We start from the raw sequence: 19,665 nt of genomic DNA, 5'->3' as shown, positions 1-19,665 counted from the left end.
ACGTCAACCCCGAGCCGTCAGGGGAGTTGCCAGGTTCCCGTGAGGAGCGTGGCCAGCGACGCCGCGGCTCCGACGGCCAGCCAGGGCAGGCGCCGGGGGGAGTCGGCGAGCATCGCGAGCGCGCCCGCGCCCGCGCACAGGCCGAGCAGGTACGCCGCGTGCCAGCCGGTCGAGCCGAGGTTGAACCCGGCGGCGGCCAGGGAGGGGGCGGGGCCCCAGACCGCGAAGTCGGCGTAGAAGCCCAGCAGGTAGTAGGGGCCGGCCCCGTCGCCGGACCCGGCGGCGTTCACGACGAGGTTGAAGCTGGTCAGGACGACCGCTGCCAGCGCCGGCGCTCCCGGCACGGGCGCCCATCGGGCCACCGCGATCCCGAGCAGGCCGGCGCCGAGCAGGGCGAGCGGCCCGCACGCGAGCTCCGCGACCGTCGGAAACCGTTCCAGCTCGTTGCCGGTGGCGACGTACAGGGCGGACAGGAGGGCCTGCGCGGCGGCGCCGGCGGCGAACGGGCCGGACGCGGCCAGGCACAGCGCGGCGGTGCGGTCGGCCCGCCCGCGGGGCAGGACGCCCAGCAGCTCCTCGGCGCCGGCGCGGCGCGCGGCGGAGGTGACCAGGGCGGCCGCGAAGAAGACGGGCACGCCCCAGAACAGCGTCATCGGCGCGGTCAGCGCGCTGAACGCGGGCCGGGGGCCGTCCCAGGCGTCCGGGGCGACCGCCAGCGCCCACAAGGCCGCGCCCAGCAGGTGGAGCGGATGGCGCAGCAGCCGCCCCGCTTCGCTGATCACCATCGCCGTCAGGACACCGGAGCGGGACCCGCCGTGGGCGAGCCGTTCCACAGCCGTCGAGGCCCCCGTGAACCCGTCGGTCGCCCCGCCGGCAGCCCCGCTGGTCGCCCCGCCGGGCGTCGGGCCGGTCATCGGGTCGCCGCCGGTGCGGCCTCGTGGAGCAGCAGCAGGTAGCCGTCCTCGACGGTGGGTTCGGCCGGCCGGGCGCCGGGAGGCGGGTCGCCGAGGGTCCTGAAGACCCCTTCGCCGGTGTGCCGGCAGAGCGGCCCCTCCTTCCGCCCGCCGACCCAGGTCCGGCCCTCGGCGAGGCCGCGCAGCTCCTTCGGGGTCCCCTCGAACACGCTGCCGCCGTCCTTGAGCACGACGACTTTCGCGCACAGCGCGGCGACGTCCTCGATCTGGTGGGTGGAGAGGATCACCGTGCGGCCCTCGCCGGCCCGGGCGATCAGGTCGCGGAACCGCAGGCGCTGCTCGGAGTCGAGCCCGGCGGTGGGTTCGTCGAGGAGCACCAGCTCGGGGTCGCCCAGGAGGGCCTGCGCGATGCCGATGCGCCGGCGCATGCCTCCGGACAGCGCGCGGATCCTCCTGCCGCTGACGTCCGCGAGGCCGACCTCGTCGATCACCCTGCGCACCTCGTCGTGCCTGGTGCGGCGGTCCGCCATCTCCTTCAGTATCGCCACGTAGTCGACGAACTCGAACACGGTGAAGCCGCGGTGGTAGCCGGGCTCCTGCGGCACGTACCCGAGCCTGCGCCGGATCGCCTGCCGCTCGGTCGCGGGGTCCCTGCCGAGCAGCCGCATCGTCCCGCGGTCGGGTGCGAGCACGGTCGCCAGCAGGCGGATCAGCGTGGTCTTGCCCGCGCCGTTGGGGCCGAGCAGTCCGGTCACGCCGGTTCCCGCCGTGAACGAGAGCCCGTCCAGGGCGTGGCGGCGGCCGTAGGTCTTCGTCAGCCCTTCGACGACGACGCTCATGAGGCCTTCTTCCCGCGCGCCGCGAGCAGCGCGCACGACACGACGGTGACGGCGAGCGAGGCGAGCTGCCCTGCGGCGCCGAACATCGCGAGGCTCGGCTCGCCCAGGTTCGTGCCGGCGACGCAGGCGAGCCACAGCGCCGACACGGCGAGCGCGCAGTGCGCAGGCTCGAACCATCGGGACAGGACGAGGGACAGGGAGGTGAGCGCCAGCGCGGGGAGCAGCCACGCGGCGACGGCCCAGCTCCGGCCGAACACGGCCAGGCCGATGACGAGCGCGGGCAGCGCGGAGGTGGCCAGCACCGCGGCCGCGCGCATCAGCATCACCTTGACGGCCGGGTACGGCGCCGCCAGCCCGATCTCGTACGCCGGGTCCGCGCCGCGCCCGTAGGCCACGCCCACACCGGCGACGGGCAGCATCGGCGCGAGCGCGAGGAACCCCACCAGGCCCCACCTGGTCGTCTCCCCCGCCGCGAGCACGGCGAACAGCAGGGCGAGCGCCCCGGCGGAGATCCACGACAGGCGGAGCGAGGAGGCGGCGCCCAGCAGCCGCGCCGTGTGCTCCCGCACGCCGACCAGCCGCAGCGCGCGCTCGAACGGCCCGGGGACGGGGCTGTCCACGGCCTCGGCGATCTCCTCCCACACCCGGTCGAGCCGGGCCCTGGGCACCCGCGGGGTCAGCAGTTCCCTGCACGGCGCGCAGGCCAGCAGGTGGGCCTCCACGGACGAGGCCAGCGTCGCGTCGAGATCACCGTCGGCGTACCTGGTCGCCAGGCCGTCGTCCATGTGCCACGTCATGCGAGTTCCTCCCTCAGCAGGGCTTTGGCGCGCATCATCCGGGTCTTGACGGTTCCTGTGGGGATGCCGAGCAGCTTGCCGGCCTCCCGGGTGGTCAGCCCGTCGAGCACGGTGGCCTGGACGACGGCCCGCAGTTCGGGCGACAGGGCGCCGAGCGCCCTGCCCAGGTCGCCGTACTCGACGCCGAGCAGCACCTGCTCCTCGGCCGACACCATGACCTGCTCGTAGGCCGGGGCCACGGCGACGGGTCTCCTGCGCAGCAGGTCCAGCAGCCGGCGGATGCCGATGCCCCAGATCCACGCGGCCGGGTCGCCCTTGCCTGTCCACTTGCCCGCGGTGCGCCAGACCGCCACGAAGGTGTCCTGCACGGCCTCGTCCACGACGGCCGGGTCGGCGCAGCGGCGACCCAGCCGCAGGACGAGCCACGGCGCGTGCCGCCCGTACACGATCTCCAGGGCGCGCCGGTCCCCGTCCGCGACCGCGGTCAGTAACCGCGCGTCGCTCCACGCCGTCTTGTCGTCCATCGCCTCTGCCTGACGGTCGGTGTCCGGTAGGTGTTCGTTCCTCTGTCGCGCCGCGGGCCGTGGATGGTTCACGACAGGCTGGCCCAACGATAGGGGGCTATGCCTTATTTGTCCGCGTTTGCCGTATCTCGTGCGGAAGCGGGTCAGAAGGGAACCGTCAGGCAGGCCAGGCGCGGGCCCGCGCTCCCCGCGGGCGGCGGGTCGCCGTGGCTGGTGTGGTGCTCGTGGACGACGACCGACCCTGGGCGGCTGGAGCCGAACCGCCAGTCCTGCACGGCACGGGCGACCCCGTCGCCGTGCTCGTCGGTGGTGAAGTCGAGCCAGATCTCGTTCTCCGGGTTCGCCGCCGCGGGGTCCGTGCTCGGCACGCGCTGGAAGTGGCCGCCCGCCGCGGCCCCTGTGGCGCCGCAGGCGTTGACGTGGGCGTGCGCGCCGTACGCGTGGTTCGGGAGCAGGCCGTGGACGACCAGCGTGACGATCGTCCTGCCGTTGGCCGGGTAGGCCGCCGAGACCTGCGCCCGCGCCCCCGCGGGCACGGCGGCCTGGTCGTAGGTGAAGGCGTCGCGCGCGGTCGCCGGGGGAGCGAAGGTCCCGCGAGCGAGGACGCCACGCCGGTGGCCCTGGTCGGGGCGGGAGTCGGCCGCGGCCACGCCCGTGAGGGACGGGGCGGTGACGGACGGGGCGGTGACGGACAGGGCGGTGACGGACAGGGTCACGGACAGGGTCAGGCCCGCTGTGACCAGCGCGCGGGCCATGCTCTTCAACGATGTCATGCCCCTCTGTCGCGGCCGGTGTGGTGAGCGGTTCATCGAACCCTTTTCACCGCGTCTCCCGACAGTACGGACGTGAGAACGCTCATCATCCTGCTCGTGGTCGCGCTGTCGGCGTGCTCGACCCCCAACCCGCTGCGCCTGCCGGCGGGTTCGGGGAAGGTCATCATCGACGAGGACCCCGGCGAGCTCAACGACGACGCCCTGGCCACGGCCATGCTGCTGGGCTCGGCTCAGGTCGAGGTGCTCGGCATCACCACCGTCGGCGGCAACACCTGGCCGGAGGAGGGAGCCGCCCACGCGCTGCGGCTCCTGGAGTTGCTGGGCCGTACCGACGTGCCGGTCGTCCAGGGGGCCACCGCGGACCCGCGCGACCGCGGGGTGGACCCCCGCACCCTCCCCTACTCCGGGGCGCTGGCCCGCCCGCGCCCCCGCGACGCCCGCCGCCTGGACCCGGCGCCGCGCCTCGGCTACGCCGCCTCCGAGCCCATGGCCGTGACGCCCTCGGAGTTCATCGCCGACCAGGTGAAGAGGCATCCTGGCCAGGTGACGATCCTCGCGCTGGGCCCGGCCACCAACCTGGCCAGGGCCGTCGAGGAGCATCCCGAGATCGTGCCTCTCGTCAAGGGCGTCGTGTTCATGGGCGGCGCGTTCGACGTGCCGGGCAACGTCACCGGGGACGCCGAGTTCAACTGGTGGTGGGACCCGCGGGCCGCGAAGGTCGCGCTCGACGCGCCCTTCAAGGAGAAGATCGTCGTCCCGCTCGACGCCTGCCAGGGGCTCCTGTACGACAAGGAGCTCCACGACCGGGTGGTCGCGGACGCCGCGGCGCCGCTCTCCAAGCCGCTGCGTGACCTGCACGGCCCCGCCTTCGCCGCCGACCCCGGCTCCACCGTCCCCGTCTGGGACACGATCGCGGTGGCCGTCTTCCTCCAGCCCGGGATCGTGGCCGACGCCGGCGACCGTCCGGTCTCCGCCGACGCCAGGACGGGCAAGGCGGTCGGGGGGACCGCCGTCGCCCACGTCCCCGGCGAGGTGGACCCGGACGCGTTCCGGGACCTCTACGTCAGCCGCCTCACCGCGAAGCGGGCCTCGTGAACGCGTCCCGTCCGGTGTGGCCGGGCCGGGCCCTCGCCCTCTGCTTCGCCCTCGCGGCCGCCGTCTTCCCGGGTTTCGGGACGATCGACCTCGCGGTGCCCGTGGCCGCGCCGTCGCCCGCGTTCGCCCAGGGGGTGATGCTGGAGGGCGGCTGGGGGCTGGTGCTCTCCCTGCTGGTGGCCGTGCCGTTCCTCGTCGTCTTCCTCGACCCGGCGGCCTGGGCGGTGGCGCTCGGGCAGGTGGCCGTCGTCGGGGCGGTGATCGGCGTCGCGGGGGTGCTCGCGGGCCGGCCGGGGTTCCTGGTGGTCACCGCGGCCTTGGGGCTCGGCGCGGGGCTGCTCGCCGCGATGCTCCGGGGCCGTACGGGGCCGGGGGCGCCGCGGACGCGCCGCGCGAGGGCGGGTGCGTCGCGGACCTGGCACCTCGCGCTCGCCAGCGTCCCGTTCGCCGGGGCCGGTGCGGCACTCGTGCTCGGCGCGGCGCCGACGGCGGCGTGGCTGGGCGTCGTGGGCGCCGTGGCGGCGCTCGCCGTCGTCCTCAGCCGCCTGCCCGCCGACCCGTCCCCGCGGCGGTGGCGGCCGCTCGTGCTCGGGTCGGTGGGGGCGCTGCCCTGGACCTGGTACGCCGCCGACATGATCGAAGCCGCCGTGGAGGGCCGCGAACCGGTGGACGTCACGATGGGGCTCGACCACTGGCCGATGCAGGCGGCCCTCGGGCTCGCGCTGGTGGCGCTGGCCGCCTGGGGGCACCCCGTCCCCGCGGCGACCGGCGGGATCGCGGCGGTGGCCTTCGGCGTCCTCGCCGTCGCCCACCCCGGTCACCCGGCGAGCCCCGGCCCGGTCTGGGGGGGCGCCGCCCTGGTGTGGGGCCTGGCGGTCCTGCCGGTGCGGGTGGCCCTGACGGGGCCGGCGCAGGCTCCACGCGTCGCCCCGGAAAGCCGCAAAATTTCAGGTCAATAGTGATTGATGAAAAGAAGTTTCGGGGTTATGTTCCTGATCGATCGGTCAATTCCCCGCAGGCAGTGAGACGACGAGAGATCCCTCCCGGTGGCCATGCCCCCGCAAGAGGTCGATCGGCATGCCGTTCGCGTAGTCCCGTCCCCACAGGGCTCTTCGGCATGCGAAGAAACCGGGCGCCCAACCGTACCCCTCTTTCACCCCCCACCCGTTCAGAGAGGTGAACATGCCCGCAACCGGCAGGCCGAGCTGGCCGAAGACCCTCGCACGCGCCATCCCCGCCCTGTTCGTCGCCCTCGCGGCGGCGCTCGTCACCCAACCCGCCTCCGCGCAGGCCGCCCAGCTGGCCGTGACGCACAAGAGCCCGTTCAACTGCGGCAAGACCTTCTACGCCAACAACTGGTACCCCGGGCACAGCCCGTCCGGCGCGATCGACTGGCAGAACTACGGGAGCGACGCCATCGACGGCGAGACCGTCCGCGCCACCGCCTCCGGCACCGCGTACTTCCACGACGCGGGAAGCACGAGCTACGGCAAGTGGGTGGAGGTCCGTCACAGCGACGGCACCAGCACCCGCTACGCCCACCTCGCCACCATGGTCAGGGCGGCCGGCGGCTCGCTGAGCGTCGGCCAGGGCACCACGATCGGCACCGTCGGCTCGACCGGCGGCTCCACCGCCCCCCACCTGCACTACGAGCAGCGCACCTCGGGCGGCGCGGTGGACACCAGCCCGACCGTGGACGGCGTGACCGTGTCCCTCGGCGAGAAGAAGGCCGTCACCAGCACGAACGCCTGCAGCGGCAACCCGTACACGCCGGAGGAGGTCTGCGGCAGCGGCTACGACGTCATCGACTCCGCCGCCCTCACCGGCGGCCAGACGTACCTGCTCTACAACGCGGGCAACGGCTACAACTGCGTGGTGACGCTGAAGACCACGAACCTCGGCACCGCGACGTCCGTGTCGGCCTTCCTCGAACCGCAGGGCGAGAGCAGGACGACCGACTCCGGCAGCTACGGCTACTACGCCGGGCCGGTCAAGCGCTCCGCGCCCGGCAAGTGCGTCCGCTGGGGCGGCTCGGTCGGCACCAGCTCGTACACCAGCCCCTTCGAACACTGCGGCTGACCCGGAACCGTCCCTGCCCGCGAGCGCGCTCCACGCCCGCGGGTGGGGACGGGGCGGCCGGGTGCGCTAAGGTTGTGCCGATCTTCGCCGCGCGTCGTCGCGCGGCAGGACCGGGACGTAGCGCAGCTTGGTAGCGCACTTGACTGGGGGTCAAGGGGTCGCAGGTTCAAATCCTGTCGTCCCGACCGCGCGGCAGCGGTCGGAGCCGTGATCACGTCAAAACTGATCACGGCTCTCCTGTTTCCTGCCGCTCGTCACGCCTGAGCCGATGAGCCGGGTTCCCCGTCCCTGAGGCGGAGCCGCAGCCAGGTCACGAGGCGGGTGCCGGGGTCGGTGAGGTCGAGCCCGTTGCCGGCGAGCCTGCGGATCCGGTAGCGGAGCGTGTTGGGGTGCACGCCGACCCTCCGGGCGGCGGCGCGGACGTCTCCGTGACATTCGATCCACGCCAGCACGGACTCCTCGGCGTCCCGCAGCGCCGGATCCGCCTCGTGCAGGAGCAGATCGGGATGATCGTCGAGCAGCGAGCGCAGCTCGACGAGCGTCGCCGCCGCGCGGACCTCGTCGATCGTGGCGACGGTCGCACCCGAAGCCCTGAGCACGGCCAGGGCCAGATCGGCCTGACGGCGGGAACGCGGTAGATCGTCCGCGCCCACCCGGCCGCCGACGCCCGCCGCCAGGCGGCGCCGCAGGCCGAGCCGCCGGGTGAGGTCGGATGCGACCTCCCGTAGCGCCGCGAGGTCCTGGGCCGGCATCAGGCAGTAGACGGTGTCACCGCGCAGCACGCACGCGCTCGACCGCCGGTAGGCGTCGAGGTAGGTGGCGACGGCGTCGAGGAGGTGCTCGCCGAGCGGGACGTCCCCGGCGACCAGCTCGGCCACGGCCAGGACCGCGATCCCCGCGCCAGGATCGAGACCGAGGCGATGGCAGGCCGTACGCGGATCCCTGCCGTCCAGCGCCTGTCCGACCAGCTCGCCGCGGCGCTCGCGATCGAGGGTGCGAGCCCTCCGAACCCGCAGCAGATGCGCGGCCGCCAGCCGGGCGAACTCCTCCACGAGCACCAGCTTGTCCGCGGAGAGCTGCTCATCCCCTTCCAGGACCCACAGCATGCCGAGGGGCTCGGGTCCGCCGCGGATGCCCGCGCCGATCCGCCAGATCCGGTGCTCGTCATCGTCGTACGGCGGGCCGGTGCGGAAGCGCAGCGCGCGGTGGCTGGTCAGCAGCAGCCGCCGGGTCTCCTGGGGCGCGTTCCTCGCGGGCACGGTCCTGCTCAGGATGACGTCCCGCTGCAGATCGTCGTTGGCCTGGCCGGGTACGGCGGAGTAGGCGAGCAGCCGCCACTGCGTGTCCACGATCGCCGCCGGCCGGTCGAGCGTCTCGGCGATGGCGTTCACCAGCGCGTTCAGGTCGCCGGCCGGGACGCTGCCGAGGTCGCGGCTCGGCGCCGCGACCAGGCTGTCGCCCAGCAGGACCGCGTCCTCCAGCAGCGTGTGCAGGTGGCTCCAGGACATCGCGACCCGCAGCGCGATCAGGGCCACACCCGCCTCGGCCGCCGCCTCCGCCAGCGGCGCGGCATCCGCCGCGTCGGATCTCATGACGGCCGCCGCCGCGCCGGTCAGCCGGCGGATCGTCCGAGCCGCGCCGGGCGTCTCGGGGGCCAGGCCGACGAGCAGCACCATGGCGCCCGGCTTGGGCGGCGCGGCGCTCAGCGGATCGTGGATCGCGGGCCCCGAGATCGGGACGTCCACTCCGTTCGGTGCGGCGACGACCGTCACATAGTCGGTTCCGATCCGCTCGATCACCTGCGCGAGCGACGGCTCTAGGTACTCGACCTGGTTCATCCGTGCAGTATCGGCCAAGGGCGCCGATGATTCTTCGTCCGATCGGCCAAGGAATCGCGTCCCCTCTTCGCCCAGGGTTGGCGCATGAGGAATTGCTGGGGCTCGGTCCGGCTCCACCGCGACGCGTACGGCGTGCCGCTGGTCGAAGGGACCTCCGAACCCGCCGCCTATTTCGGGCTCGGACACGCGCAGGCGCAGGACGACCTGCACGGCCTGCTCAGGCAGTACCTGCTGGTGCGCGGCGAGTTCGGCGACGCGGCGCGGGACGCCAACCAGCGACGCTGGCAGGTGCTGGAGGAAGCCCGCCGCGGCTTCGACTCCCTCCCGGAGGACCTGCGCGCCTGCTACGAGGCGTTCGTCGCCGGGATCGGCGCGTGGATGGACGAGCATCCCGAGGACGTCCCCGCGTGGGCGCCGCCCCTGGAGCCCGCCCTGCCGATCGGCGTCAACCGCACGGTCACGCTGTACTGGATCATCACCGACGCGGTCGAGGCGCTGCGCGCGTCCGGTGTCACCCCGGCCGGTGTCACCTCCGAGCTGGAAGGCGGCCTCGTCCCTCCAGGCTCGAACGCCTGGGTGATCCAGCCGTGGCGCACCGCGACCGGCGAGACGATCCTGGTCAGCGACCCGCACCTCCCGTTCGGCGGGACCTTCGCCATGTACGAGGCCGTCGTCAGGGCAGGGGACCTGCACTACTCAGGATTCGGCTTCCTCGGCGCCATGCTGCCCCCGCTGGCCCACAACCGCACCTGCGCCTGGGGTCTGACCACCGGGGGGCCGCGTGTGTCCGACGCCTACCGGATCGCCGTGGACGGAGACGTCTACCTGTACGACGGCGAGATCAGGAAGGTCCTTGGGCATGACGGCCACGAGTACGTCATCCACAACGGCGTGATCGCCCCCGTGCTGGCGAGGGACGACGACGCGATCTACGTGGTGTGCACGCCGTACATGGGGCTGGCGGGGGAGACCGAGCGGCAGTTCATGGCCATGCTGCGCGCCCGTGACGTCGCCGAGCTGCGCGCGGCCTTCGACGCCTGCGCGTTCCCACCGCAGAACGTGCTGGCCGGCGACTCCTCCGGCGACTGCTTCTACCTGCGCGCCGGGCGGGTCCCGGGGAGGCCGGCACGCGACGGGGGAGTGCTCGACGGGAACACCTCCGCCACCGCCTGGCTCGGCATCCGCCCGGCCGCCGACCTGGTGCAGATCTCCAATCCCGCGTCCGGGTATCTCCAGAACTGCAACACCGCCCCCGACACCGTCACCCCTGATCCGGCGCTGGCGGCCGACCGGTGGCATCCGGACGTGTTCCATGACGAGCCCGGCCGTACCACCAGCCGGGGAAGGCGCGGCGTCGAGCTGCTGTCCCGGGCCTTCTCCGTCGATGTCGCGGAGGTGACCGCCTGGGCGGTGGAGGACCTCTGGCCGGACACCGCTCTGTGGCAGGCGAAGCTCCTGAACGCCGCGTCCGGGGAGCCGGGCCGGATCCACGGCTGGCCCGACGGGCACCGGCGGCTCCTGCATCGGCTGCTCGCCTTCGACGGCCATGCCTCCCCCGAGTCGGCCGACGCGATGGCCTGGCTCTCCTGGCGCGCGCAGATCTCCTCGGACGATCTCTTGGACGCCGTGGAACGGGCCGCGCAGGCCGTGCCCCGTGGGACCTACGGGGAGGAGCATCAGCTCCTCCCCGGTGTGCCCGGCCGCGCCGGCGCGCTGGATCTCGACGTGCCCCTGCGGGCGACGTACTACGCGCAGGGCATGGCGGTCGCCGGAGGCCCCTGCCTGCGGATCGTCGCGCTGGGCGAGCACGGCATGCGGTCGTGGAGCGTGTCGATGCCAGGTCAGGCCGAGCTGTACAGCCGCGGCGAGGTCAAGCCGACCACCTTCGATCCCTCATGAGGCTCTATCCCGTCATCGCGATCGGCATGCTGGCGATCACCGACGCGTTCGTGAACCAGGCCCTCAGCGTGCTCGCGCCGGACATCACCAGGTCGCTCGGCGTCTCCACGGCGTCCACGACATCTGGACGCTGGGCGCGTTGCTCCTGGTCAGCGGCCTGGCCAACGGCAGCCAGATCGCGCTGCACTCGCCGCTGCTCGCCGACATCTATCCGCCCGCCGCGCGCGGCCGGGTCCTCGCCCTGTACGGCACCGCGATGCCCGCCGGCGCGATCTTGAGTCCGCTCACGGTGTCGGCGCTGGCCGGGTGGCTCGATCTGGACTGGCGGGCGGTCTATGCCGTGCTCGGCGTCCTGTCCCTGCTCGGCTGCCTTTCGGCGTCGCGGCTGCGCGACCCCGGGATCGGTCGCTACGACGACGTGGCGACGGGTCGAGGACTGTCGCGTTCGAGGACGTTGCGCCGCGTCTTCGCCGCCTTCGTCGCGTACGGCATGCTCTTCGTCCCGGCCGCGACGTTCCTGTCGGTGCACCTCAAGGGGCGCTGGGGCCTGGACGCCGACGTGCGCGGCCTGTTCTCGGCGTGCTGTTCGGCCGTGGCCATCGTCGTGCTGACCACGCTCGGGCGACGGCTGGACTCGATCTTCCAGTCCGATCCGGGGAAGGTGCCGACCGCCACCGCCTGGGTCGTGACCTGCTCGGCCGTGGCCTTCGCCGCGGGAGCGGTGGCGCCGACCCTGTCGCTGTCGCTGGCCGCGTTCCTCGTCGGCCTGACGCTGACCCCCTTGATCGTGCCGATGATCACGCTGATCATGATCGCGGTGGCCGAGCCGGGTGGGCGGAGCTACACGGCCAGCCTGTTCGGCATCGGCCTGGCGGTCGGCGGGCTGGCGGGAGCGGGGCTCCTCAGCACCGTGGAGAAGGCGTACGGCACGGCGGGAGCGGTCGCCGTCATCGCCCTTCCCGGTGTGGCCGCCGGGCTCATCATCGCTTCGACCGCCCGCACCATCCGAACCGACCTGATTCCCGCCCGGGAGGAGATCCTCGATGTCTAGCGTCTTCGGCGATTCTGGATACGCGCGTCTGCCGGACGGGCGACGACTGCACCACGTCAGCCAGGGGGAGGGGCGGCCCGTCGTCGTCCTCGAGTCGGGGCTTGGGGCGTCCCGCGTCGAATGGGGGCTGGTCATGCCCGCGATCGCCGAGCACACCCGGGTGGTCGCCTACGACCGGGCCGGACTCGGCCGCAGCGATCGTGATCCGCACCGCCGCGACCTGGACCGCATCGTGGAGGACCTGGGACACCTTCTCGACCGCCTGGGTGAGGACCGGTACATCCTGGCGGGGCACAGCCTGGGCGGGCCGATCATCCGTTCCTACGCGTCCGCGCACCCGGAACGCGTCGCCGGGCTCGTACTGATCGATCAGGCCGCCGAGGATCTGGACATCTACTACAAGCGGGGGATGCGGGCCGTGGCGATGGGCGCCCAGTCCGTCATGGCCGGACTCGCCACGTTCGGCGTCAAGGTCGTCCCGGGAGAGGTCCGCCGCGTCCTCGCGCTGTTCCCGCCGGACATGCGTGCCGAGGCGCTGGCCGAGATGACCCGCCCGTCCGAGTTCCGCGCCGCCCGGGCCGAGTACGCCGCTCTCGCCGAGGGCTTCGCCCGCCTGCGATCCTCGACAGGCGCGCTGCCGCCGGTGCCCATCACGGCCATCAGCGGCGCGCTCACCCCCAGCAAGGTGGAGAAGCGGCTCCGCCCTGAGCTCATCGCCAGCCACCGGCGGCTCGTCGAGGCGCAGCCCCACGGCCGTCACGTCCTGGCCGAGAGGTCCGGGCACATGGTCCCCCAGGACGAGCCCGACCTGGTCATCGCCGAGATCCTCCGGCTCGTCACCCGGCCTGCCGGCTGATGGCCGGGCCGGTGCCGGCGGTGTCGGGCACTGGTACGGACCAGTCGAAGCCGGCCGGGGAACTGGTATTGACCGGTTGCGGAGACGGTGATCTCATGTGGGCAATCCGGTGTGCATTCATGTGCATTCGGGCGGTTTTGCGCACTCAAAGGAGATCGTGTGCCCCCCAGCCGTCCCTCAGCCCTGGTCCTCGCCGCCTCCCTCCTGCTCACCGCTCCCGTCGCCGCCGCCGAGCCCGCCGAAGCCCAGACCGCGCCCATCGCCGTGACCCCCGCCGCTCAGCAGGCGAAAGCCCGATCCGACGGGTTCCCCGTCCCGCCTGTCGTCGGGTTGGTCCGTACCGGCGACGGCGACCGGTACGCCGAGGCCCACGTCCGGCGGACGCTCGCCGACGCGGGCGTGACTCGGGTCGTCGCCACCGACGGCGACGACCCGCGCACTCCCGTCACGATCTACCTGGGCGACGGTGACGCCGCCCTCGACGGCCTCGGCGTGAAGAACGCCGACGGCCTGCCGCCCGAGGGATACGTCCTCGCGGCCGGGCACAGCGGCGGGCACAAGGTCATCGTGCTCGACGGCGCCGACGCCGACGGCACCTACTACGCCGCCCTCTCCCTGCGGCAGCTCGTCGAGCACCGCCAGGGCGCCGACCGGATGCCGGGCGTGGAGGTGCGCGACTGGCCCGCCATGCGCTACCGCGGCTCCATCGAGGGCTTCTACGGCACCCCCTGGTCGCACCAGGACCGCCTGGACCACCTGAACTACCTCGGCGGACACAAGATGAACACCTACGAGTACGCGCCCAAGGACGACCCCTACCACCGGGACAGGTGGCGCGAACCGTATCCGCCGGACAAGCTCGCGCAGCTCGGAGAGCTGATCGCCCGCGCTCGCGAGAACCACGTCGACTTCACCTTCGCCCTGTCGCCTGGCCTGTCGATCTGCTACACCAGCCCGCAGGACGTGCAGGCGCTGCTGGCCAAGTTCGAGGCCGTGTACGCGCTCGGCGGGCGCTCGTTCACCATCCCGATGGACGACATCGACGCCGGCCGCTGGAACTGCGAGGGCGACCGGGCCAGGTACGGCAGCCCGGGCGGGGCCGGAGCCGGGCGGGCCCAGAGCGAGGTGATCAACGCCGCCCAGGCGTGGGCCACGGCCAAGGGCGACGTGGCGCCGCTGCAGATGGTGCCCACCGAGTACTACGACGCCTCGGAGTCGCCGTACAAGAAGGCGCTGCGCGAGGTCCTCGACCAGAAGGTCGTCGTGCACTGGACCGGCATGGGCGTCGTCCCCGCGACGATCACCAAGGCTCAGGCGGCCAGGGCCAGGCAGGTCTTCGGCCACGAGATCCTCGTCTGGGACAACTACCCGGTCAACGACTACAACCCGGGCCGCCTGCACCTGGCCGACTACGCGGGGCGCGAGCCCGGACTGTCCGAGCACCTGGCGGGGATCGTCTCCAACCCCATGAACCAGGCCGCGGTCAGCGAGATCGCGCTGTACTCCTTCGCCGACTTCGGGTGGAACGACCGGGTCTACGACGCCGAGGCGTCCTGGCTCCGCGCCCTGGACGAGGTGGCCTCCGGCTCGGAGGAGGTCGTCTCCGCGCTGCGCGACGTGGCCGACCTGAGCAGCTACGACGGCACCGTCCACCACGAGCAGGCCCCGGTGCTGGCCGCCGAGGTCGAGGAGTTCTGGCCCGCCTGGCGTGCCGGGAAGCCCACGACGCTGCGCGCCCGTGCCGAACGCCTGCTCGCCGCCCCCGCCGTCATCGCCGCCGGGGTGAAGGACCAGGCGTTCCTGGACGAGGCCCGGTCCTGGCTGGACGCCACCGGCCTGTGGGCCAAGGCCGTGCTCAAGGCCCTCGACGTGCTGGACGCGGTCAGGTCGGGCGACGGCGCCGCCGCGGTCGGGGCGCGGCGGGACGCGCTCGACCTCGTCACGGCGGCCAAGGCCATCCGCGACGCGCGGGCCCCGCACTCCACGACGTTCCCCCGCGTCGGCGACGGCGTCCTCGACCGCTTCGTCACCCAGGCCCTCGGCGAGCTGGACCGCTGGATCGGCGTGGTCGCCGGCCGGGCGGCCGCCTCCAGCACGCTGGGGACCTACGCCGACAACACCCCCGACCGCATGGTGGACGGCGACCCCGGCACCTTCTACTGGAGCAACGCCGCCCCAGGGGCCGGTGACGCGGTGACCGTCGACCTCGGTGCGACGACGCCCATCGGCGACGTGGCCGTGCTCATGGGCAAGCCGAGCAGCCCCGACGACTTCATCCACGCCGGAGTCCTGGAGTACTCGGCCGACGGCGTCGCCTGGACGAGGCTCGCCACGGGCACCACCGCCGAGGTCAAGGCCACGGCCCCGGACGGGACGCGCGCCCGCTACGTCCGATACCGCGCGACCGGCGGCAACGACTACTGGCTCGTGGTGCGGGAGTTCCAGGTGACCGCCGTCGGTGACGACGTCACCCGGCTCACCGTCAGCGGCGGCCCGGCGGGCGCGAACCCGCGGGCGGCGGCCGACGGCGACCTCGGCACCGCCTGGACCGCCTCCGGCGCTCCGGCCGCCGGCGACGCCCTGCAGGTGACGCTCTCCAGGCAGCGCCTGATCGACCGGGTGATCGTCGTCGGAACCGGCGAGGCCGAGGTCCAGGTCAGGACCGCAGGCCAGTGGCAGCCGGTGGGCGGACTGACCGGGCCGTACACGGAACTCGACGTCGCCGACGTGACCGCCGACGCGATCAGGCTGGCCTGGACGGCCGGGAGCGCCGCGCCGAAGATCACCGAGATCGTGCCCAGGTACGGCGACGTGCCGGCGGCGGTGCTCTCGGTCGATCCCGCCGCGCTGGACACCGCGGCCGGGGAGGAGGCGACGCTCACGCTCAGCGCCACGAGCACGCGGGCCGCCGCCGTCACCGGCACGCTGTCGGTCAAGGGCCCGGCCGGGTGGAAGCTCCCGGCCGACCGCGAGGCGACGCTGCCGCGCGGCGGCGAGCTCAACGTGCCCGTCGCCTTCACGCCTACAGGTTCCGGCACGCTGGAGATCTCCTTCGCCGGCGTGACGGCCGCGGTCGCGGTCAAGGCCCACCGGGCGGTGGCCGAGGCCAACCTCGCGAAGGGGCGGCCGGTCACGGCCTCCAGCGTCGAGGGCGGCACCGCGTTCGCGGCGGGCAACGCGGTGGACGGCGACCTGGCCACCCGGTGGTCGTCAGGCTACGCCGACGCCGAGTGGCTGACGGTGGACCTCGGCTCCGCGGTGGACGTGGGCAAGGTGGTGCTGCGCTGGGAGGCCGCGTACGGCAAGGCCTACCGGCTGGAGTCGTCGGCCGACGGCCGCACCTGGGCTCCGCTGGCGGTGGTGGCCGACGGCGACGGCGGCGTGGACGAGGTGTGGATCGACCAGGCCAACTCCACCCGTCACCTGCGGGTGCAGGGCGTCGAACGAGCGCTGACGTGGGGCTACTCGCTGTGGGAGGTGGAGGTCCACACGGTCGCCAAGGCGTGAACCTCGATCCCGGTAAGACCTCCGGGGCGGGGGCCTCAGCTCCTCCGCACGGAGGTCTTCCCGTAAGGCGACTACGTCGCCTCGGCGAGCAGCTGTGAGCCGATGACGGCGGAGGCGCGCGCCGGCCCGCACAGGGAGGACGCGTGGGGACGCACCGCCGAGGCGCTGGCGCGCTTCGCCCGGGTGCGCAGGACGCTCGCCGAGGAGCTGGGCGGCGAGCCTGGCCGCGCTGCCGCCCGACCGGGCCAGGAGGCCGGCCGCGCAGACGTGCCCGCCACGGGGGTGCCGGGATGACCGCCGCGCTCGCCGTCCTGCTCGCCGGCGTGCTCGTGGTCTCCCTGCTGCTGCGCCGCCGGTACGTGGTGGTGACCGTGCAGGGGGGAGAGCATGCTGCCGACGTACCGGCCGGGCGAGCGCCTGCTCGTCAGGCGGGCGGAGCCGGGCGCGCTGCGCGCCGGGCAGGTCGTCGTGCTCACCGGGATGGGCGCGGACGAGACCCCGGCGGGCCCCGGTGGATCGTCAAGCGGGTCGCCGCCGCGCCGGGCGACCCGATCCCGCGCGACACCGTGCCCGCGCTGCGCGGCGCGCCCGGCATGAGCGTGCCGCCCGGCCACCTCGTCGTCCTGGGCGACAACCCAGCCCGCTCGTTCGACTCCCGCCAGTCCGGCTACCTCCGTTCGACTCCCGCCAGTCCGGCTACCTCCGCGCGGACCGCCTGCTGGGCGTGGTGCTACGCCCGGTCGGCCAGAACCGCTGACCTCAGGGGGCTGTGTGCGAAGCGCGCGCTGTGTCATAGTCACGGCATGAGGGGGCGAACGGTGGGAACCACCCGTTTACCGCGCTGGTTCAACATGGTCTTCATCGTCTTCGGGGCGTACGTCATCCTGACGCACACGCTGGGGCTATTGTCCGGGACGCCGTGGGGCGGGTTCGAGCTGCTGTTCGGCTGGGAGCTCGGGTCGGCCTGGTGGGTGGGACGGCTGGCGATGGTGGTGGGGTGGACCGGCATCGTCGCCATGAACGTCCAGGGTCTCCGGCGTGGGCGCCGGCGGGCCGGCCTGGTGGAATGACAGGTCCGATGGGCGCCGGTGGCCGGGGGCGGGCAGGCGGCACAGTTGGGGCATGCACACCCGGATCCAACCGAACATCCTCTACTTCGGCACTCCCGTCGTCCTCCTCTCCACGCTCAACGAGGACGGCACGCCCAACCTCGCGCCCATGTCGTCGGCGTTCTGGCTGGGCTGGCGCGCGATGCTGGGGCTCGGCGCGCGGTCGAAGACGGCGCAGAACCTGATCAGGACCCGCGAGTGCGTGCTCAACCTGCCGTCGGACGCGCTCGCCCCCGCCGTGGACCGCCTGGCGCTCACCACCGGGTCGAACCCGGTGCCGGAGCGCAAGCACGAGCGGGGCTACCGGTACGTCCAGGACAAGTTCGGACGGGCGGGGCTCACCCCGACGCCGTCCGAGACGGTGAAGCCGCCGCGCGCGGCGGAGTGCCCGGTGGCCATGGAGGCCGTGGTGGAGGCCGTGCACCCCATCGGCGACGGCGGGACGCAGGCGTTCGAGGTGCGGGTGCAGCGCGTCTGGGCGCACGAGGCCGTCCGCACGCCCGGCACGGACGACCACATCGACCCCGACGCCTGGCGTCCCCTGATCATGAGCTTCCAGAAGCTGTACGGGCTCGGCCCGCAGGTGCACCCGTCCACGCTGGCCACGATCCCGGAGCGGTTCTACCGCGGCCCCGACCTGGAGCACGCCCGCACGCTCTAGCGGGCGCGGCGGCGGTCAGGCGGTGACTCCCCTGCGCATGGCGGCGTTGCCGGTGTACAGGCCGGCGGCGGCCACCAGGCAGGCGGCGACGGTGCCGTACAGCACGGACGGGGCGGTGAGGTCGCCGGAGAACAGGGCCCGCTGGGCCTCGACGACATAGGTGACGGGGTTGACGTGGCCGAGGACGTCCAGCCAGCCGGGGGCCGAGTCGAGGGGGAGCAGCACGCCCGACAGGAGCAGCAGGGGGAACAGGACGGACTGGCTGACGATGTAGAACAGCGTGCCGTCCGGCGCCGACTTGACCGCCAGCGCGAACGACAGCGCGCCGAGCCCGACGCCGAGCGCCATGAGCTGGGCCAGCCCCGCGAGCACGCCAGCGGCGTGCAGCTCGAAGCCGAGCGGCAGCGCCAGCACGATGATCAGCACGGCCTGGACGAGGAACGTCACGAGGGCCTTCATGGTCCTGCCGACGAGCATCGCGGTCCGGTTCAGCGGGGTGACGAGCAGCCGTTCCATCGAGCCGCCGATCAGCTCCACCAGCAGCGTGTAGCCCGCGCTCATGGGGCCGGTCAGGCACATCATGACCAGGATGCCGGGCACGAACCACTGCCACGACGAGCCGACGGCGCCGTCGAGCAGCACCCCGAACAGGAACAGGAACAGCAGCGGCTGGCCCATCTCGATCAGCAGGCCGACGGGCTGCCGCAGCACGGGCGCGAGCTCGCGCGAGAAGACGGTGACGGTGTCACGCAGGAAGGTCGTCATCGGTGAGGCTTCTCCCGGTGAGGGTGAGGAACACGTCGTCGAGGGTGGGGCGGGACGTCTCGGCCGTGAGGGCCTTGACGCCGGCGGACTCCAGCGTCCGCAGGTACTCGGGGAGCGCGGCGGCGGCGTTGGCCACCCGCAGGCGGACCGTCACGCCCTCGGCGGCGCCGCCGCCGACGCGGACGGCGGCCCGCGCGTCCTGCTCGGTGGCGGTGGTGATGGTGATGTGGTCGCCGGCGAGGTCGTTCTTGAGCTCCCCGGCGGTGCCGTCGGCGATGATCCGGCCGCCGTCGATGATCACCACCCGTTCGGCCATGGTGTCGGCCTCCTCCAGGTAGTGGGTGGTGAGGAAGAGCGTCGTGCCGTACACCTGCCTGAGGGCGAGGATGTGGCCCCAGATCTCGGCGCGGCTCTTCGGGTCGAGCCCGGTGGAGGGCTCGTCCAGGAAGAGCAGGGCGGGCCGGTGGACGAGGCCGAGCGCGATGTCGAGGCGGCGGCGCTGGCCGCCGGACAGCGTCGCCGGGGTGCGGGTGGCGAGCGGGGCGAGGTCGAGCAGGTCGAGCAGCTCGTCGGCGCGGCCGGCCGCCTCCCGGTGCGACAGGCCGTAGCAGCGGCCCTGGGTGACGAGCTCGTCGCGGACGCGGTGGTTCTCGCCGGCGCTGTTCTTCTGCCCGACGTAGCCGATGCGGGCGCGCACGCCGCCGGGGTCGCGCGCCACGTCGTGGCCGGCGACGGTCGCGGTGCCCGAGGTGGGCGGGAGCAGGGTCGTGAGCATGCGCAGGGTCGTGGACTTGCCCGCGCCGTTCGGGCCGAGGAAGGCCACGAGCTGTCCGGCCTCGACGTCGAGGTCGATGCCGCGTACGGCCTCGACGGTCTCCTTCTTGACGGTGAACACCCGGGTCAGGCCCCGCGTGCTGATCATGTGGAACTCCTCTTGGGCATGGCGACATGGCCCCTG

At 73.4% G+C, this 19,665-nt stretch carries 18 protein-coding genes and 1 tRNA gene; 11 read left to right on the top strand and 8 right to left on the bottom strand.

The features are described 5' to 3' along the window. Positions 1-17: 17 nt before the first annotated feature. The 5 genes from BMX74_RS28080 to BMX74_RS28060 form a co-directional block, all read right to left on the bottom strand. Positions 18-785 (bottom strand): hypothetical protein, encoded by a 768-nt coding sequence (locus BMX74_RS28080; RefSeq protein WP_143078784.1) that lies wholly within the window; start codon positions 783-785, stop codon positions 18-20. A gap of 125 nt (positions 786-910) precedes the next feature. Continuing rightward, a complete protein-coding gene (locus BMX74_RS28075) occupies positions 911-1,753 on the bottom strand; it encodes an ABC transporter ATP-binding protein (protein WP_055504812.1) in 843 nt (280 codons plus the stop codon). After that, entirely contained in the window at positions 1,750-2,550 is an 801-nt protein-coding gene (locus tag BMX74_RS28070; RefSeq protein ID WP_091103706.1) for an anti-sigma factor family protein, read from the bottom strand. The genes BMX74_RS28075 and BMX74_RS28070 overlap by 4 nt, the downstream gene beginning before the upstream one ends. Further along, positions 2,547-3,074 (bottom strand): RNA polymerase sigma factor, encoded by a 528-nt coding sequence (locus tag BMX74_RS28065; protein ID WP_055504814.1) that lies wholly within the window; start codon positions 3,072-3,074, stop codon positions 2,547-2,549. Before BMX74_RS28065 ends, BMX74_RS28070 begins: the two co-directional genes overlap by 4 nt. A 143-nt stretch (positions 3,075-3,217) precedes the next feature. Beyond that, positions 3,218-3,847 (bottom strand): superoxide dismutase family protein, encoded by a 630-nt coding sequence (locus BMX74_RS28060; RefSeq protein ID WP_218154083.1) that lies wholly within the window; start codon positions 3,845-3,847, stop codon positions 3,218-3,220. Positions 3,848-3,919: 72 nt separating this feature from the next. Here BMX74_RS28060 and BMX74_RS28055 point away from each other — a divergent pair, with 72 nt between their 5' ends. The 4 genes from BMX74_RS28055 (at position 3,920) to BMX74_RS28040 (ending at position 7,206) form a co-directional block, all read left to right on the top strand. Beyond that, positions 3,920-4,942 (top strand): nucleoside hydrolase, encoded by a 1,023-nt coding sequence (locus BMX74_RS28055; protein ID WP_091103703.1) that lies wholly within the window; start codon positions 3,920-3,922, stop codon positions 4,940-4,942. Continuing rightward, a complete protein-coding gene (locus BMX74_RS28050) occupies positions 4,939-5,901 on the top strand; it encodes a hypothetical protein (protein WP_091103702.1) in 963 nt (320 codons plus the stop codon). The genes BMX74_RS28055 and BMX74_RS28050 overlap by 4 nt, the downstream gene beginning before the upstream one ends. Before the next feature lie 223 nt (positions 5,902-6,124). Further along, the gene (locus tag BMX74_RS28045; RefSeq protein WP_055504818.1) at positions 6,125-7,021 is read left to right on the top strand and encodes a M23 family metallopeptidase; all 897 of its coding nucleotides are present in this window, start codon (positions 6,125-6,127) and stop codon (positions 7,019-7,021) included. Positions 7,022-7,132: 111 nt separating this feature from the next. After that, positions 7,133-7,206 (top strand) — tRNA-Pro (locus BMX74_RS28040). A 69-nt stretch (positions 7,207-7,275) separates the two neighbouring features. Here BMX74_RS28040 and BMX74_RS28035 read toward each other — a convergent pair. Further along, positions 7,276-8,859 (bottom strand): PucR family transcriptional regulator, encoded by a 1,584-nt coding sequence (locus tag BMX74_RS28035; protein WP_091103700.1) that lies wholly within the window; start codon positions 8,857-8,859, stop codon positions 7,276-7,278. 84 nt (positions 8,860-8,943) lie between these two features. Here BMX74_RS28035 and BMX74_RS28030 point away from each other — a divergent pair, with 84 nt between their 5' ends. The 7 genes from BMX74_RS28030 (at position 8,944) to BMX74_RS27995 (ending at position 17,942) form a co-directional block, all read left to right on the top strand. After that, positions 8,944-10,758 carry a penicillin acylase family protein gene (locus BMX74_RS28030; RefSeq protein ID WP_091103699.1) on the top strand — a complete coding sequence of 605 codons (1,815 nt, stop codon included), beginning with the start codon at positions 8,944-8,946 and terminating at the stop codon, positions 10,756-10,758. Positions 10,759-10,879: 121 nt separating this feature from the next. Next, the gene (locus tag BMX74_RS44380; RefSeq protein WP_256257309.1) at positions 10,880-11,809 is read left to right on the top strand and encodes an MFS transporter; all 930 of its coding nucleotides are present in this window, start codon (positions 10,880-10,882) and stop codon (positions 11,807-11,809) included. Next, on the top strand, positions 11,802-12,665 hold the full coding sequence (locus BMX74_RS28020) for an alpha/beta fold hydrolase (RefSeq protein ID WP_091103695.1): 864 nt from the start codon (positions 11,802-11,804) through the stop codon (positions 12,663-12,665). The genes BMX74_RS44380 and BMX74_RS28020 overlap by 8 nt, the downstream gene beginning before the upstream one ends. Positions 12,666-12,824: 159 nt before the next feature. Next, positions 12,825-16,172 carry a beta-N-acetylglucosaminidase domain-containing protein gene (locus BMX74_RS28015; protein ID WP_091103694.1) on the top strand — a complete coding sequence of 1,116 codons (3,348 nt, stop codon included), beginning with the start codon at positions 12,825-12,827 and terminating at the stop codon, positions 16,170-16,172. 102 nt (positions 16,173-16,274) lie between these two features. Then, positions 16,275-16,466, top strand: a complete 192-nt coding sequence (locus BMX74_RS28010) for a BTAD domain-containing putative transcriptional regulator (protein WP_091103692.1) — start codon at positions 16,275-16,277, stop codon at positions 16,464-16,466. Beyond that, positions 16,463-17,242 (top strand): S26 family signal peptidase, encoded by a 780-nt coding sequence (locus BMX74_RS45880; RefSeq protein ID WP_256257299.1) that lies wholly within the window; start codon positions 16,463-16,465, stop codon positions 17,240-17,242. Before BMX74_RS28010 ends, BMX74_RS45880 begins: the two co-directional genes overlap by 4 nt. A 52-nt stretch (positions 17,243-17,294) precedes the next feature. Continuing rightward, positions 17,295-17,942 (top strand): flavin reductase family protein, encoded by a 648-nt coding sequence (locus tag BMX74_RS27995; protein WP_055504825.1) that lies wholly within the window; start codon positions 17,295-17,297, stop codon positions 17,940-17,942. Positions 17,943-17,957: 15 nt separating this feature from the next. Here the strand turns inward: BMX74_RS27995 and BMX74_RS27990 are convergent, their stop codons facing one another. Next, on the bottom strand, positions 17,958-18,707 hold the full coding sequence (locus BMX74_RS27990; protein WP_091103688.1) for an ABC transporter permease: 750 nt from the start codon (positions 18,705-18,707) through the stop codon (positions 17,958-17,960). After that, positions 18,688-19,629 (bottom strand): ATP-binding cassette domain-containing protein, encoded by a 942-nt coding sequence (locus BMX74_RS27985; protein WP_091103686.1) that lies wholly within the window; start codon positions 19,627-19,629, stop codon positions 18,688-18,690. Before BMX74_RS27985 ends, BMX74_RS27990 begins: the two co-directional genes overlap by 20 nt. Between the last annotated feature and the right edge of the window lie 36 nt (positions 19,630-19,665).

This window comes from Nonomuraea pusilla (assembly GCF_900109355.1).
Classification (GTDB): Bacteria; Actinomycetota; Actinomycetes; order Streptosporangiales; family Streptosporangiaceae; genus Nonomuraea; species Nonomuraea pusilla.
Note: the sequence above shows the minus strand (reverse complement) of the source record. Positions and strands in the feature narration are given on the sequence as shown.